Origin of the sequence: Streptomyces sp. NBC_00829 (genome assembly GCF_045161795.1) — a bacterium.
GTDB lineage: Bacteria > Actinomycetota > Actinomycetes > Streptomycetales > Streptomycetaceae > Streptomyces.
In genome coordinates, this window is sequence record NZ_CP108867.1 from 2,755,042 (window position 1) to 2,768,791 (window position 13,750).

Genomic DNA, 13,750 nt, shown 5'->3' on the forward strand with positions numbered 1-13,750 from the left:
CCGCCCGGTCCGGCCGCTCAGCGGGCCCCGGCCCCGCGGGCGACGCAGTCGCTCAGATGGTCGTCGACGATGCCGCAGGCCTGCATCAGGGCATACGCCGTGGTCGGCCCGATGAAGCGCAGACCGCGCTTCTTGAGGGCCTTCGCCAGTGCCGTGGACTCGTCGGTGACCGCGGGCACGTCGGCGATGGTGCGCGGAGCCGGCCGCTTGCCGCTCTTCGGGGCGTACGACCAGATCAGCGTGTCCAGCTCACCGGCCTCCCAGTCGGCGAGCACCCGGGCGTTGGCCAGTGTCGCCTCGACCTTGGCGCGGTTGCGGATGATGCCGGGGTCGGCGAGGAGACGCTCCTTGTCGGCGTCGGTGTACCCGGCCACCGCGGTGATCTTGAAGTCGTCGAAGGCGGTGCGGAAACTCCCTCGGCGGCGCAGGATGGTGATCCAGGACAGGCCCGACTGGAACGCCTCCAGGCAGAGCCGTTCGAAGAGGGCGTCGTCGCCGTGGACCGGGCGGCCCCACTCCTCGTCGTGGTACGTGATGTAGTCGTCCGTGGACAGCCCCCAGGGGCAGCGGAGCTTTCCGTCGGGCCCGGGTACGGCACCGCCGGTCACTGCCGGGGCTCCTCGCCGGGCTTGGTGAACAGATCGGGTCTGCGCACGGCGGAGGCCTGGGCACCGGCCAGCGCGGACTCCAGCTCGGCGATGCGCGCGTCCCGCTCGGCGAGCTCGGCGCCGAGGCGTCCCAGCACATCGTCCACATCGGCCATGCGGTAGCCGCGGGGAGCGACCGGCAGCCGCAGCGCGTCGACGTCGGCACGGCCGAGGGGGCGGGTGGCGGGCAGCGGGTCGACGAGCTGCTCGGGCGCGACCTCGGGCAGGGCCGCGCTGTCGCCGCCGCCGACCACGGCGAACGTGACCGCGGCGACGACCACGACCATTGCGATCAGCAAGAACAAGAACACGAGCGACCTCTCCCCGATCGGAAAACTGTCCGGTGCTGATCGTGCCACGCCGGTCCGGCAGTTAGGGTCGCAGGCGAACGACCTGAGGAGGAAACAGCTGATGCTGCGGCTGGGACAGCGCGAATTCGACGCGCACGAGCCGGTGATCATGGCGATCGTGAACCGCACGCCTGACTCCTTCTACGACCAGGGCGCGACGTTCCGCGACGAGCCCGCCCTCGCCCGGGTCGAGCAGGCGGTGGCGGAGGGCGCCGCCATCATCGACATCGGCGGGGTGAAGGCCGGACCCGGCGAGGACGTGAGCGCCGACGAGGAGGCGCGGCGGACGGTCGGCTTCGTGGCCGAGGTGCGCAAGCGGTTCCCGGACGTGGTGATCAGTGTCGACACCTGGCGGCACGAGGTGGGCGAGGCGGTCTGCGAAGCGGGCGCCGATCTGCTCAACGACGCGTGGGGCGGGGTCGACCCGAAGCTTGCGGAGGTCGCCGCACGGTACGGCGCGGGCCTGGTGTGCACCCACGCGGGCGGCGCGGAGCCAAGGACGCGACCGCACCGGATCGCCTACGACGACGTGGTCGCCGACATTCTGCGGGTGACGCTCTCGCTGGCCGAGCGGGCGTTGGAACTGGGCGTTCGCCGGGACGGGATCATGATCGACCCGGGGCATGACTTCGGGAAGAACACCCGGCACAGCCTGGAGGCGACCCGGCGGCTCGGTGAGATGGTCGACACGGGCTGGCCGGTTCTGGTGTCGCTCTCCAACAAGGACTTCGTCGGCGAGACGCTGGACAAGCCGGTGAAGGAACGTGTGATCGGGACGCTGGCGACGACGGCGGTCTCGGCCTGGCTGGGGGCGCGGGTGTACCGCGTGCACGAGGTGGCCGAGACGCGCCAGGTGCTCGACATGGTGGCCACGATTGCGGGCCACCGGGCGCCCTCGGTGGCGCGGCGCGGCCTCGCCTGACCCGCACACGCCCCGGTCCCCGGCCCCCGCTCCTCGACCGCCGGAGGGGCTGATCCTGCTCCCGTCCGACGGTCGAGGCGTGCCCGCAGGGCTTGCCGGGCACGCGAGCCCGGCAAGATCCAGGCGAACGACCCCAGGCCCGGAGGAAGGGCCCTAGCGGCCCGTCTCCTTGGTGACCATCGCCACCGCCTCTTCCACGTCGTCCGTGACGTGGAAGAGCAGCAGATCGTGCTCGGACGCCTTCCCCTGCGCCACCACGGTGTTTCGCAGCCAGTCCACCAGGCCGCTCCAGTACTCCGTACCGAACAGCACGATCGGGAAGCGCGTCACCTTGCCCGTCTGGACCAGGGTCAGCGCCTCGAACAGCTCGTCCAGGGTGCCGAGGCCGCCCGGCAGGACCACGAAGCCCTGCGCGTACTTCACGAACATCGTCTTGCGGACGAAGAAGTAGCGGAAGTTCACGCCGATGTCGACGTGTTGGTTGAGCCCCTGCTCGAAGGGGAGCTCGATGCCCAGGCCGACCGAGATGCCCTCGGCTTCCCGGGCTCCCTTGTTCGCCGCCTCCATCGCGCCCGGGCCGCCGCCCGTGATCACCGCGAAGCCGGCGTCGACCAGGGCCTTGCCGATGCGGACGCCCGTCTCGTACTCGGGGCTTCCCGGGGCCGTACGGGCGGAGCCGAAGACGCTGATCGCGCTGGGCAGTTCCGCGAGCGCGCCGAAGCCCTCGACGAACTCGGACTGGATGCGCATGACCCGCCAGGGGTCCGTGTGCACCCACTCGGAGTCGCCCTCGGTGTCCAGCAGCCGCTGGTCGGTGGTGCCGGGCTGCACCTGATCCCTGCGGCGCAGTACCGGACCCAGTCGCTGCTCCTCCAGCGCCCGCAATCCCTCGGATCCCTGGGGGTTGCCCATGACCTGCTCCCTCCGCCGAACAACGTTGCTTTGGGTCAGGGTAGGTCTGGAAACGTTACGACATGTGAAATATCGGCTGTCATGCAGTGAGCCAGTCGCGGAGCCGGACCTCGCAGTGCGAGATCTTCTCCACGGCGACGTGCTCGTCCCGCTTGTGCGCGAAGAGCGCGTCGCCGGGTCCGTAATTGACGGCGGGCACGCCGAGCGCGCTGAAGCGTGAGACATCCGTCCAGCCGAACTTGGGCTGCGCGGTGCCGCCGACCGCCTCCATGAACGCGGCGGCGGCGGGGTGCGAGAGGCCGGGCAGCGCACCGCCGGAATGATCGTCCACCACGAACTCGACGACCCCGCAGCCGGCGAAGGTCTCGTGGACGTGCGCCAGGGCCTCCTGCTCGGTGCGGTCGGGGGCATAGCGGTAGTTGACCGTCACGGTGCACTCGTCGGGAATGACGTTGCTGGCGACGCCCGCCTCGATTCGTACGGCGTTGAGCCCCTCCCGGTACTCCAGGCCGTCGATCACGGGTCGCCGCGGCTCGTACGCGGCGAGGCGGTCCAGGATCGGCGCCGCCGCGTGAATGGCGTTGGACCCCATCCAGCTCCGCGCGGAGTGTGCCCGCTCCCCACTCGTACGGAGCAGGACACGCAGCGTGCCCTGGCAGCCGCCCTCGACCTGGGCGTCGGAGGGCTCCAGGAGGACCGCGAAGTCGCCGTCCAGCCAGTCGGGATGGGCCTCGGCCACGTGTCCGAGACCGTTGAGGTGGGCGGCGACCTCTTCGTTGTCGTAGAAGATGAAGGTGAGGTCGCGGTTGGGCTCGGGCACGGTCGCGGCGACGCGCAGCTGCAGGGCGACGCCCGATTTCATGTCACTTGTACCGCATCCCCACAGCACGCCGTTCTCGTCCAGCCGGGAGGGGACGTTGTCGGCGATCGGGACCGTGTCGATGTGCCCGGCGAGGATGACACGCTCGGCGCGTCCGAGGTAGGTGCGCGCCACGACGTTGTTCCCGTGCCGGTCGACGGTGAGGTGCGGAAGGGCGCGCAGTGCCTCCTCGATCGCGTCGGCCAGGGGCTTCTCCGTGCCGCTGACGGATGGGAAGTCGACGAGTGCGGCGGTCAGCGCCGGGGCATCAAGGGTGAGGTCAAGCACGGTGTCGGGCATGCCTCCGACCCTAACGCGGGCTCCAGTACGGTGGGCAGCGTGTCCGAGACCGCCTCCCCCCTCAGGCGTGGCCGCCTTCTGCGTATCGCGGCCGCGTTCGCCGTTCTGCTGGCACTGATCGGTTATGTCGTCGTGCAGTACGTCACCGGCGGCGGCGCTCCGCGCTGCACCGTCCGCACCGCTCCGGGAGGGGGCGGCGGCCCCACGTACGAGCTCAGCGCCGAGCAGGCCGCCAACGCCGCGACGATCTCCGCGGTCGGCACCGCCCACGGCATGCCGGAGCGCGCTGTCACCATCGCGCTTGCGACCGCCCTGCAGGAGTCCGGTCTGCGCAACATCGAACACGGCGACCGGGACTCGCTCGGCCTCTTCCAGCAGCGCCCCTCGAAGGGATGGGGGACGACCACGCAGATCCGCGATCCCGTGTACTCCTCCGGGAAGTTCTACGAGCATCTCGCCGAGGTGCCCGGATACTCACGACTGCCGCTGACGATGGCGGCACAGAGGGTGCAGCGCAGCGGGTTCCCGCAGGCGTACGCGAAGCACGAGCCGGAAGCGACGCTGCTCTCCGCGGCTCTCACGGGCCGGGCGGGCGGGGCACTGACCTGCGAGTCGCGCACGAGCGAAGCGGCGGGCAATCCGGCGAAGTTCCGCCGGGAACTGGTGCGCGCGTTCGGCCCCGATGTGCTGCCGAAGGCGGGCACTGCACTGCGCGCGGGCACTTCACTGCGCGCGGGCGCTCCCGCCGCGCGGGAGATGTCCGTGCCCGTGCCCTCGACGGTCGGCACGGACGGCGGCGGAGCGGCGCAGCGGGGCTGGGAACTGGCGCACTGGGCGGTGGCCCGCGCGGACGGTCTGCGGATCGAAGAGGTCTCGTACGAGGGCCGGGTGTGGCGCGCGGCGGAGCCCGAGAAGGGCTGGCGCGCGTCGGGCGCGGCAAAGACCCGTTCAGCCGGGCTTTCCGGCGCCGGTGACGTACGAATTCGCCTCGCACGATAATTCGGCCCGTCCCCCGAACGAGCCACTCTTCTCACCGGAGACCGAGTACTTCCCGGGCCGTTCGGGCCCGCCGGATCCTCCAGTCTGAAATTCCTTGCGGGACACGGGAAGTGACGGTTCACCAGCACTCCGCACAATGGAATGTTTGCCCGTCTTTATCCGAGACCGATAATGCGATGCATTGCCAATTCTTTACCTTGGCGCACCGCAACTAATCCCGCCCTCCCACCGGTTGTCACTGCGTCCGAACCAACGTCCTCTCCTCCCAAGGAGCATCATGTCCCTCCCCCTGACCCGTCGGATCGCCCGTGCCGCGCTGCTCATCGCGGCGGGAGCAGCCCCCGTGGTCGGTGCGGCCGGCTCGGCAGGTGCCGCGGAACTCCCCTCGGCCCCGCTGGACAGCGTGACCGCTCTCGACGCCGGCAGCGTCAGCGGCGCTCTCGACGGGGCTACCCAGAAGACGTCCGACCTGGCGGGCAACACCGGCGGCGAAGCCGTGAAGCAGACCGTCCCGGCGGCGGGCAAGACCGTCGGCAAGGCGGGCAGGACCGCCACCCAGAAGGCCGCCGGTGACGCCAAGGGCGGTGCGGGCGACGTCCTCGGCCAGACGACCGGCACCGCGACGGACTCTCTGGGCGGCGACACCCTGCCGACCGGCTCGCTCACCGACACCCTCCCGGTGAAGTCCCCCCTCTAGTCCGCAGCGGACCGGTCGGCCGAGAGACGGAGAAGGGGCTCCGGGAGTCATCACTCCCGGAGCCCCTCCGTATGTCCTCGGCCGCTCAGCCCAGCCGCTTGACCGCGGCGTCGACCCGCTCGTCGGTCGCCGTGAACGCGACCCGTACGAACTGCTCACCGGCCGTTCCGTAGAAGTCGCCGGGAGCCACCAGAATGCCCAGCCCGGCCAGGTGGGCCACCGTGTCCCAGCACGGCTCGTCGCGCGTCGCCCACAGATAGAGGCTGGCCTCGCTGTGCTCGATCCGGAAGCCGTGGCCCTCCAGCGCGGTGCGCAGCGCCGTACGGCGCGCCGCGTACCGCGCCCGCTGCTCCGTGACGTGCACATCGTCGCCGAGCGCGGCGACCGTGGCCGCCTGCACCGGCGCGGGGGTCATCATGCCGCCGTGCTTGCGGATCTGGAGCAGCTCGCCGAGCACGCTCTCGTCACCGGCGACGAAGGCGGCGCGGTAGCCGGCCAGGTTGGAGCGCTTGGAGAGGGAGTGGACAGCGACGACGCCCTCGTACGTACCACCGCAGACGTCCGGGTGCAGGACCGAGACCGGCTCAGCCTCCCAGCCCAGCTCCAGGTAGCACTCGTCGCTGAAGACCAGCACGCCGTGCTCGCGCGCCCAGGCGACGATACGGATCAGCTCGTCCTTGGGCAGCACCCGTCCCGTCGGGTTGGAGGGCGAATTGAGCCAGAGCAGCTTCAGACCGCTCGGGTCGAGCTCCGTCGGGTCGTCGTAGACCACGGCCTCCGCGCGGGCCAGGCGCGCGCCGACCTCGTACGTCGGGTAGGCGAGGCGCGGATAGGCGACCTTGTCCCCCGGACCGAGGCCCAGTTGCGTCGGCAGCCAGGCCACCAGCTCCTTGGAGCCGACGACGGGCAGGACGTTGGTGTGCGCGACGTCGACGGCGCCGAGACGGCGCTCGACCCAGCCGGTCAGCGCGTTCCGCAGCTCGGCCGTGCCCCACACCGTCGGATAGCCGGGCGAGTCCGCGGCCTCGACGAGAGCCTTCCGGATCAGCTCGGGGACGGGGTCGACAGGCGTGCCGACGGAGAGGTCCACGATGCCGTCCGGGTGGGCGGCGGCCGTCGCCTTGTACGGCTCCAGCTTGTCCCAGGGAAAGACGGGAAGGCGCGAAGAGACTGCGGACACAGGCTTCTCTTTCTCGTACTCGTACGGGGTCGTACGTGCGGCGTCAAACACCTCGGTCCCGTACGGACGACGAAACCGTACGGGACCGGGAACATCGAAGGCCGCTGCTACTGGTTCTGCGGCGGCAGGGCGGCGATGAAGGGGTGGTCGCGCTCGATCAGGCCGAGCTTGGAGGCACCACCGGGCGAACCGAGGTCGTCGAAGAACTCGACGTTCGCCTTGTAGTAGTCCTTCCACTCCTCCGGGGTGTCGTCCTCGTAGAAGATCGCCTCGACCGGGCAGACCGGCTCACAAGCACCACAGTCGACGCATTCGTCCGGGTGGATGTACAAGGACCGGGAGCCCTCGTAGATGCAGTCGACGGGGCACTCCTCGATGCACGCCTTGTCCTTGACGTCGACACAAGGCTGCGCGATGACGTAGGTCACGCTGTCGTTCCTCCTCGGTAGGGCTGGCATTGCGCGGGAGCGCGGCGTCGTCGATGCCCGCCCCTAGTATCTCCGTTCCTGGGCACGATCCGAACAGGAGGGGCTCGCAGAGCTGTGGAATTCACCGGCGGCGGACGGCTCGCGATCCGTATTACACCCGATGACGTGGGCAAACGTGTATCAGTTCGACGCCTGACGGGCTCAGGCGGTGCAGCTGACAGGTTCACTGACACGGTCGGTGTTCTCACATCCTGGGACGAGGGTGTGCTGCTGATCACACGACGGACCGGTGAGAGTGTCCGGATTCTGGAAACGTCCCTGGTCGCGGGCAAGGTCGTGCCCGCGGCCCCGGCCCGGCGGCGGGGCCCCGCGGCCGGCTTCGAGGAGCTCGCCCGGGTCATGGCGCGCGCCTGGCAGCCGGTGGAGAGCGAGCCGCTGGGTCAGTGGGAGCTGAGGGCGTCGTCCGGGTTCACCCGGCGGGCCAACTCCGTGCTCCCTCTCGGTGACCCCGGGCTGCCGCTCGACGCGGCCCTGGCGCAGGTGCGTGCCTGGTACGGGCGACGGGGCCTGCCCGCGTACATCCAGGCCGCGACCGGGGCGGCGGGCACGCAGGAGCGGCTCTGCGCGGAGCTGGAGGCGCGCGGATGGCACCGCGAGGTCTCGGCCGAGGTACGGATCGGGGGCCTGGCACCGATCGGCGACCTGGAGGCGGAGGTGGAGCGGGTACGGCTCGCGCGCTCCGTCGACGACGCCTGGCTCCGGCGCTACCAGCGGTCACGTGTGCCCGGAGCCCATGTGCTCAGAGTCCTGGGCAGCGGCCCCTCGGTGTGGTTCGCCACCGTGGGCGGCGAGGGCGATGCGCCCGCCGCGATCGGGCGGTGTGTGGTCGACGGACGCTGGGCGGGCTTCATGGCGGTGGAGGTGGACCCGTCCCAGCGGCGCCGAGGTCTGGCCAGGACGGTGATGACCGCCCTGGCACGGCGCGCGCTCGACGAGGGCGCCTCGGCGGCGTGGCTCCAGGTGGAGACGGACAACGACCCGGCGCGTGCGCTGTACGAGGGGATGGGCTTCGGGACTCATCACCGCTATCACCACTTCCGGCCCGCTTAGACGGGGTACGAATCGCGTATGCACGACGAATCCCCCGACATGCCGGTCGACGGGCCCGCCGACCGGCGGCGGCAGTTCGCCGAGGAGGCCCGCTCCGAGCGGCCCGACCTCGCGGTCCTGTGCCTGCTGGTGGGCGCGGAGGCGGACCCGGCCGTGGACGAGGCGGCGCTCGACGCGGCCCAGATCGAGCTGGACCGCCTGGCCGGCCTGCTCCCCTTCGGCCTGCGGAGCCCCCGGGCCTGGGCGACGGCGCTGGCCGGACTTCTCGGCGGGCAATGCGGCTTCGGCGGCACCCCCGGTGACTACCAGCGCCTGGAGTCCTCCCTCCTCCACGCGGTGCTGCGGCGCCGCCGCGGCCTGCCCATCTTGCTGTCGGTGATCTGGATCGAGGTCGCGCGCCGGGCGGGAGCGCCGGTGTACGGAGTCGCGCTCCCCGGCCATTTCGTGGTCGGCTTCGGCGATCCGGCCGCCGTCGACGAGCAGGTCCTCGTCGACCCCTTCGCGGGCGGCCGGCTGCTCACGGGCCCGGACGCGGAACTGCTGGTCGCGGGCGCGACGGGCGCGCCGCTCGACCCGTCGATGCTGGCCCCTGCCGACCCGCTCGACGTGGTGCTGCGGATCCTCAACAACATCCGCGCCTGGGCCGCGGCCCGCCCGGAGCGATCGGACGTCGGGCTGTGGGCGGTCGAGCTGTCGCTGCTGCTGCCCTCGCACCCCGCACGCCTGCGCTACGAGCGTGCCCAGCTGCTCGTACAGCGCGGCGAGTTCCTGAGCGGGGCCGCGGAGCTGGACGCGTACGCGGAGGTCGTGGCGGCGGTGGACCCGGCCGCGGCGGACGCGATCAAAGGGAGGGCCCGGGCCGCGCGGGCGATGCTGAACTGACTGCTCCCCACCCGTCTGCCCGTTCCTGGCGCCGACCGGCGAGATGTCGGCGCTGGGGGTCGGCCGAGGCGTAGCGCTCAGAAGGCGGCGTCGGCCGTGACGACACCGATGAAGGACGCCCAGGCGGCGCCGCCGAAGAGGATGGCGGGGCCGTGAGGGTTCTTGCTGTCACGGACGGGGAGATGGGTGGGGTGGGTGTCGTTCACCTCAAGGCAACTGCCCTCGCTCGCACCGCTGTAGCTGGACTTGCGCCACAGCGGCAGCGCCGAGGCGTCCGGGATGACGTGCTCACTGCGCCTCACGCTCGTACTCCTCTGCAACAGACCTGATCAGAGCCAGCGAATCGCGGTGCGACAAGGCGTCGCCCAGAGCAAGATAGTAGTCAGCCATGCCCTGTTGCACCACTGAGGGAAGGTCCCAGACCTTGCCCGTATTCCAGCCCTCCACATAGACGACCGGCGGCAGGTCCTCGAACCACATCAGCGAAACCATGCTCTCCATCAGCGCATGGGCACCTGCGCCGAACGGCAGCACATGCACCCGGATACGACGCTGCTCTCCCAACTTCACAATATGGCGCAACTGTTCGGCCATGGCTCTGGATCCGCCCACTCGGCGACGGAGTACGGCTTCGTCCAGCAGTGTCCACACCACGGGCGACTTGGGATCATCAAGGATGTGTGCCCGTCGCAGGCGCGTGACGAGCGCCCTGTCACACTCCTCGTCCGTCTTGGGCGGGAATCCCGTCTGAAACACCGCTCGGGCGTAGTCCTCCGTCTGCAGGATGCCCGGCACGAGGGCAGCCGCGTACTCCCGGATCACCAGAGCCTGCTGCTCCATCTCCTTCGCAGCCTCGAAGTGCTCCGCCACTTTGCGACCGTCGAGTGTCGGCAGAAAACGCTCGAAGATCCCGCCCGTTTCGAGGATCTGATCCAACCTGCGCGCATCATCCGGCGACGGCCTCCGCCGCCCCGCCTCGATGTGCGCGATGTGCGTGCGGGACATGATCGCCCGCTGACTCAGTTCCTCCTGGGTGAGTCCGGCCGCCTCGCGCCGGCTCCGCAGCTCCTCGCCGTACCGCTCGCGGGACTGCGGGTTGTCCTCGATCGCCATGGGCAAGTCTCCTGCGTGCCAGTCGCGTTGTCACGTGCAAACCCCTACCGAGCGTAACCGGAATCACTCCACGCTGTGAGTGGATCAGCACACAGAGCGAGAGGCCGCACGATGCCCACCCTCCACGCCACCGGCGCGTTCGTCGCCCACACCGGCACCGATGTCTATGGACCCGGCAAGGTCATTGGCGTCGAGGGCGCATGGAGACGCGTCAGATTCATCTACTTCGTCGCCACCATCGACGCGCACGACCTGCGCGCCGCGTCTCCCGACGAGGCGGCGGAGATGACGCGGTGGCTTCAGCAGAAGCAGGAGCGCTACGGAGGCCGGTGGTGATCACCTTCCGTGTCTCGCGCGACGCAGGCCGCACCTGGTCACCGGCCGTCACCTACCGGCCCCGGCAACGGGACGTCCCGGTGAATTCGCCCCTGCGATACCCACCGTGCGCCTGCCCTCGCTGCGCCGCCGGAAAATGACCGGAAGCCGCGCCGCACAGAGGACGACTGCCTTTCGGCGGCGGACGTGCGCCGCCTACAGCCAGCCCTTCTCCCGCGCTGTCCGCACCGCCTCCGCCCTGTTGCGGACCGTCAGCTTCTGGATAGCCGTCGAGAGGTAGTTCCGCACCGTCCCCTGGGACAGGTGCAGCTGCGCCGCCACCTCGGTGTTCGTCGCACCGTCCGCCGCCGCCCGCAGGACGTCCCGCTCGCGGTCCGTCAGCGGGTTCGTGCGACGTTGGTCACCGCCTCCCGCAGTGACCAGGCGAGTGCGGCCTCCTGCCTCTCGGGCACCTCGGGCGCCTCCGTGGTGACGTCCGCCGCGATTCCCGCCGCCGCGAGCGCCGTGCGCGCCCCGGCCAGTTCGCCCGGCAGCGTGGGACGCCGGTAGCCGGTGACCGCCTCCCGTACGTCCACCAGGGCCTGCCTGCTGACCTTCTCGATGTCGGCGACCTGCTGGGCCGCCCGCTCCGGCTGGTCGGGCAGCATCCGGCCGGCCAGCTCGCTCTTCAGGGTGATCAGGGAGAGGGAGTGGCCGAGCAGGTCGTGCAGATCACGCGCCAGCCGCAGACGCTCCTCGTTCGCGGCGAGCTGCGCGACCGTGGCCCGCGCCTCGCGCAGCTCGATGGTCGTACGGATCATCTGGCGCACGCCCGTCATCGCGAAGCCGCCGAGCAGCGCCGGGATGACGAGAGCCGGGAGGATATGCCCGGGATTGTCGGTCTTCAGACCGACCAGGACCATCGCGGCCGTGATGGCCGGGATGGCCAGCCGGGCCTGGCGCGGGGGCAGTACGGCACCGGCGGAGACCGACACGTACACGAAGAGCACCAGCCACTCGGACCCCAGGGTCAGGGCGAGCAGCACCGAGAGCCCGAAGAGGAGCACGAGCGTCCCGTGTACGACGACCCTGGCCAGTGGCTTGGAGGTGTGCCGGAAGACCAGGACCAGGTAGATGGCGACGAACGACACGAGGCCGAGCCACCCGAGCACGGTGGCCCACCCGCCGTGTTCGCCCTTGAGGAGATCGCTGACCGGTGCACCCATGAAGGCCAGCCAGATGCCGATCCAGAGCAGTTTGATCATGGCCTGGCGGCGGCTGGTCGGCGGGCGCCCGATGCCGGCGAAGTTTTCCTCGTTCACGCCTTCAGTGTGTCCTTCCGGTACAGCCAGGCCGCACCTCCGGCGAAGAGCAGGAAGTACGCCCCGAGGATGGCGACATCCTTCAGATGCGGGGAGTTGCCGAGCTCGATGGCCTGCCCCAGTGCCGCGTACGCGTGCGTGGGAAGCCACTGCGCGATGTTCTGCAGCCACTGCGGGTAGACCGTGGTGGGCATCCACAGGCCGCCGAGGATCGACAGCCCGAAGTAAAGGATCATGGTGACGGGCCGGACCGCGTCCCCGCTGGCGACATAGCCGATGGCCACACCCAGCGCGGCGAAGACCAGGCTGCCCGCCCAGATGGACCCGGTGAGCGCCAGCCACTGCCAGGTCTCCAGGCGGACGCCCTTGGCCGAGGCGGCGACCGCGAACACGATCACGATCGAGGGCAGGGTGACGACGGCGGCTCCGGCGATCTTCGCCAGGACGTAGCCGCGGCCGGGCAGCGGGGTGAGCCGCAACTGGCGGACCCAGCCCTTCTCGCGCTCCTTCGCGATCCTTTCGCTGTTGCCCATCAGGACCGCGGTCAGCGCGCCGAAGGACGCCATCGCGACCATGTAGAAGGCGGGCATCGTGAGATGGGTGTGCGGGACCTTTTTGGTGGAGTCCTGGGTGCCCGCGATCATCAGGAAGAGCGCCGAGGGATAGATCACCGAGAAGAACATGAACTTCTTGTTCCGCAGGGCGCGGGTGATCTCCAGCTTGATCAGGGTGTTCATCGGGTCTTGGCCTCCTCGGCCTCCGTGATGGCGACGAAGGCCTGCTCCAGGCCCAGGCCGGCGACTTCGAGATTGCGGGGGTAGAGCCCGAGCCCGTACAGCGCGTGGACGGTCGCGTCGGCGTCGTGCGACTGGATGCGGACCGTGCGGCCGGAGACGGAGAAGCCGGACAGGAAAGGCAGCGCGCGCAGGGCCTCCTCGTCGAAGGCGCCCTCCAGGTCGAAGGAGACGCGCCGGGCGCCCGCCTTCGCCTTGATCTCCGCGGCGGTGCCGTCGGCGAGCAGCCGCCCCCGGTGCAGGACGAGCACCCGGTCGGCGATCGCGTCGGCCTCTTCCAGGTAGTGCGTGGCGAACAGGACGGTACGGCCCTGCTCCGTCTGCTCGCGCATGGTGGCCCAGAACGACTGCCGGGCGCCGACGTCCATGCCGGTCGTCGGTTCGTCGAGGACGATCAGATCGTTCGCACCGGCTGTCGCGAGCGCGAACCGTACGCGCTGCTCCTGGCCGCCGGAGAGCTTGTTGACCATGCGATCGGCGATGTGCGTGATGCCGGCCTGGGAGAGCACCTGGTCGACGGGGTGGGCACGCGGGTGCAGCGCGCAGGCCAGCCGCACCAGTTCGCGGACCTTGACCTCCTCCATCAGGCCGCCGCTCTGCAGCATCGCGCCGACGCGGCCGTCGGTGACGGCCTGCCGCGGAGTCGTACCGAAAAGCCGTACGGAGCCGCTGTCGGCGGGGCGCAGTCCCAGGAGGAGGTCCAGCGTGGAGGACTTGCCCGCGCCGTTGGGGCCGAGGAGCGCGACCGTCTCACCGGGGTGGAGCGTCAGGGACAGATCGGCCACGGCACGGACCGTGCCGTAGCTCTTGCTCACCTTCTCGAAGCTCACCACCGGGGTCGTCACGGGGGGGAACCGCTGTCGTCGTCATGGCTCAACTGTGGCCGCAGGCGGGGCTCTGCCGTCAGTGCCCGGACTCCT

At 70.4% G+C, this 13,750-nt stretch carries 16 protein-coding genes and 2 pseudogenes; 6 read left to right on the forward strand and 12 right to left on the reverse strand.

From position 1 onward, the window contains the following. Window positions 1-17: 17 nt before the first annotated feature. A complete protein-coding gene (locus OG293_RS11480; RefSeq protein WP_405998691.1) occupies window positions 18-608 on the reverse strand; it encodes a DNA-3-methyladenine glycosylase I in 591 nt (196 codons plus the stop codon). After that, on the reverse strand, window positions 605-958 hold the full coding sequence (locus OG293_RS11485) for a DivIVA domain-containing protein (protein WP_405998692.1): 354 nt from the start codon (window positions 956-958) through the stop codon (window positions 605-607). Before OG293_RS11485 ends, OG293_RS11480 begins: the two co-directional genes overlap by 4 nt. Before the next feature lie 100 nt (window positions 959-1,058). On the opposite strand from OG293_RS11485, the gene folP reads away from it, so the two are divergent. Next, window positions 1,059-1,919: a dihydropteroate synthase gene (folP, locus tag OG293_RS11490; RefSeq protein ID WP_405998693.1), complete on the forward strand. Its 861-nt coding sequence runs from the start codon at window positions 1,059-1,061 to the stop codon at window positions 1,917-1,919. 153 nt (window positions 1,920-2,072) lie between these two features. Here folP and OG293_RS11495 read toward each other — a convergent pair whose 3' ends face one another. Beyond that, the gene (locus OG293_RS11495) at window positions 2,073-2,831 is read right to left on the reverse strand and encodes a TIGR00730 family Rossman fold protein (RefSeq protein ID WP_405998694.1); all 759 of its coding nucleotides are present in this window, start codon (window positions 2,829-2,831) and stop codon (window positions 2,073-2,075) included. A gap of 79 nt (window positions 2,832-2,910) precedes the next feature. Next, window positions 2,911-3,990, reverse strand: coding sequence for a succinyl-diaminopimelate desuccinylase (gene dapE / locus OG293_RS11500; protein WP_405998695.1), 1,080 nt, complete (start codon window positions 3,988-3,990; stop codon window positions 2,911-2,913). A 39-nt stretch (window positions 3,991-4,029) separates the two neighbouring features. Here dapE and OG293_RS11505 point away from each other — a divergent pair, with 39 nt between their 5' ends. Next, a complete protein-coding gene (locus OG293_RS11505; RefSeq protein WP_405998696.1) occupies window positions 4,030-4,989 on the forward strand; it encodes a hypothetical protein in 960 nt (319 codons plus the stop codon). Window positions 4,990-5,266: 277 nt separating this feature from the next. Continuing rightward, window positions 5,267-5,686 carry an ATP-binding protein gene (locus OG293_RS11510; protein WP_405998697.1) on the forward strand — a complete coding sequence of 140 codons (420 nt, stop codon included), beginning with the start codon at window positions 5,267-5,269 and terminating at the stop codon, window positions 5,684-5,686. A gap of 85 nt (window positions 5,687-5,771) precedes the next feature. On the opposite strand, the gene OG293_RS11515 is transcribed toward OG293_RS11510, so the two are convergent. Then, the gene (locus OG293_RS11515) at window positions 5,772-6,866 is read right to left on the reverse strand and encodes a bifunctional succinyldiaminopimelate transaminase/glutamate-prephenate aminotransferase (RefSeq protein WP_405998698.1); all 1,095 of its coding nucleotides are present in this window, start codon (window positions 6,864-6,866) and stop codon (window positions 5,772-5,774) included. 107 nt (window positions 6,867-6,973) lie between these two features. Next, window positions 6,974-7,294 (reverse strand): ferredoxin, encoded by a 321-nt coding sequence (gene fdxA / locus OG293_RS11520; RefSeq protein WP_266487120.1) that lies wholly within the window; start codon window positions 7,292-7,294, stop codon window positions 6,974-6,976. 114 nt (window positions 7,295-7,408) lie between these two features. Here fdxA and OG293_RS11525 point away from each other — a divergent pair, with 114 nt between their 5' ends. Together OG293_RS11525 and OG293_RS11530 are read left to right on the forward strand one after the other, a co-directional pair. Further along, window positions 7,409-8,404: a GNAT family N-acetyltransferase gene (locus OG293_RS11525; RefSeq protein ID WP_405998699.1), complete on the forward strand. Its 996-nt coding sequence runs from the start codon at window positions 7,409-7,411 to the stop codon at window positions 8,402-8,404. Window positions 8,405-8,422: 18 nt separating this feature from the next. Continuing rightward, a complete protein-coding gene (locus OG293_RS11530; RefSeq protein ID WP_405998700.1) occupies window positions 8,423-9,286 on the forward strand; it encodes a transglutaminase-like domain-containing protein in 864 nt (287 codons plus the stop codon). A 77-nt stretch (window positions 9,287-9,363) separates the two neighbouring features. Here the strand turns inward: OG293_RS11530 and OG293_RS11535 are convergent, their stop codons facing one another. Then, entirely contained in the window at window positions 9,364-9,588 is a 225-nt protein-coding gene (locus OG293_RS11535; protein ID WP_405998701.1) for a DUF397 domain-containing protein, read from the reverse strand. Continuing rightward, on the reverse strand, window positions 9,575-10,399 hold the full coding sequence (locus OG293_RS11540; RefSeq protein ID WP_405998702.1) for a Scr1 family TA system antitoxin-like transcriptional regulator: 825 nt from the start codon (window positions 10,397-10,399) through the stop codon (window positions 9,575-9,577). The genes OG293_RS11535 and OG293_RS11540 overlap by 14 nt, the downstream gene beginning before the upstream one ends. Window positions 10,400-10,510: 111 nt before the next feature. Here OG293_RS11540 and OG293_RS11545 point away from each other — a divergent pair, with 111 nt between their 5' ends. Further along, window positions 10,511-10,735 carry a hypothetical protein gene (locus OG293_RS11545; protein ID WP_405998703.1) on the forward strand — a complete coding sequence of 75 codons (225 nt, stop codon included), beginning with the start codon at window positions 10,511-10,513 and terminating at the stop codon, window positions 10,733-10,735. Window positions 10,736-10,930: 195 nt separating this feature from the next. Here the strand turns inward: OG293_RS11545 and OG293_RS11550 are convergent. The 4 genes and pseudogenes from OG293_RS11550 to OG293_RS11565 form a co-directional block, all read right to left on the reverse strand. Then, a pseudogene (locus OG293_RS11550) lies at window positions 10,931-11,122 on the reverse strand (response regulator transcription factor); the annotation flags it as partial. Continuing rightward, a pseudogene (locus OG293_RS11555) lies at window positions 11,122-11,979 on the reverse strand (sensor histidine kinase); the annotation flags it as partial. The pseudogenes OG293_RS11555 and OG293_RS11550, both read right to left, overlap by 1 nt. A 53-nt stretch (window positions 11,980-12,032) precedes the next feature. Beyond that, entirely contained in the window at window positions 12,033-12,773 is a 741-nt protein-coding gene (locus tag OG293_RS11560; protein WP_405998704.1) for an ABC transporter permease, read from the reverse strand. Continuing rightward, window positions 12,770-13,663, reverse strand: coding sequence for an ABC transporter ATP-binding protein (locus OG293_RS11565; RefSeq protein ID WP_406003565.1), 894 nt, complete (start codon window positions 13,661-13,663; stop codon window positions 12,770-12,772). The genes OG293_RS11560 and OG293_RS11565 overlap by 4 nt, the downstream gene beginning before the upstream one ends. Window positions 13,664-13,750 lie beyond the last annotated feature (87 nt).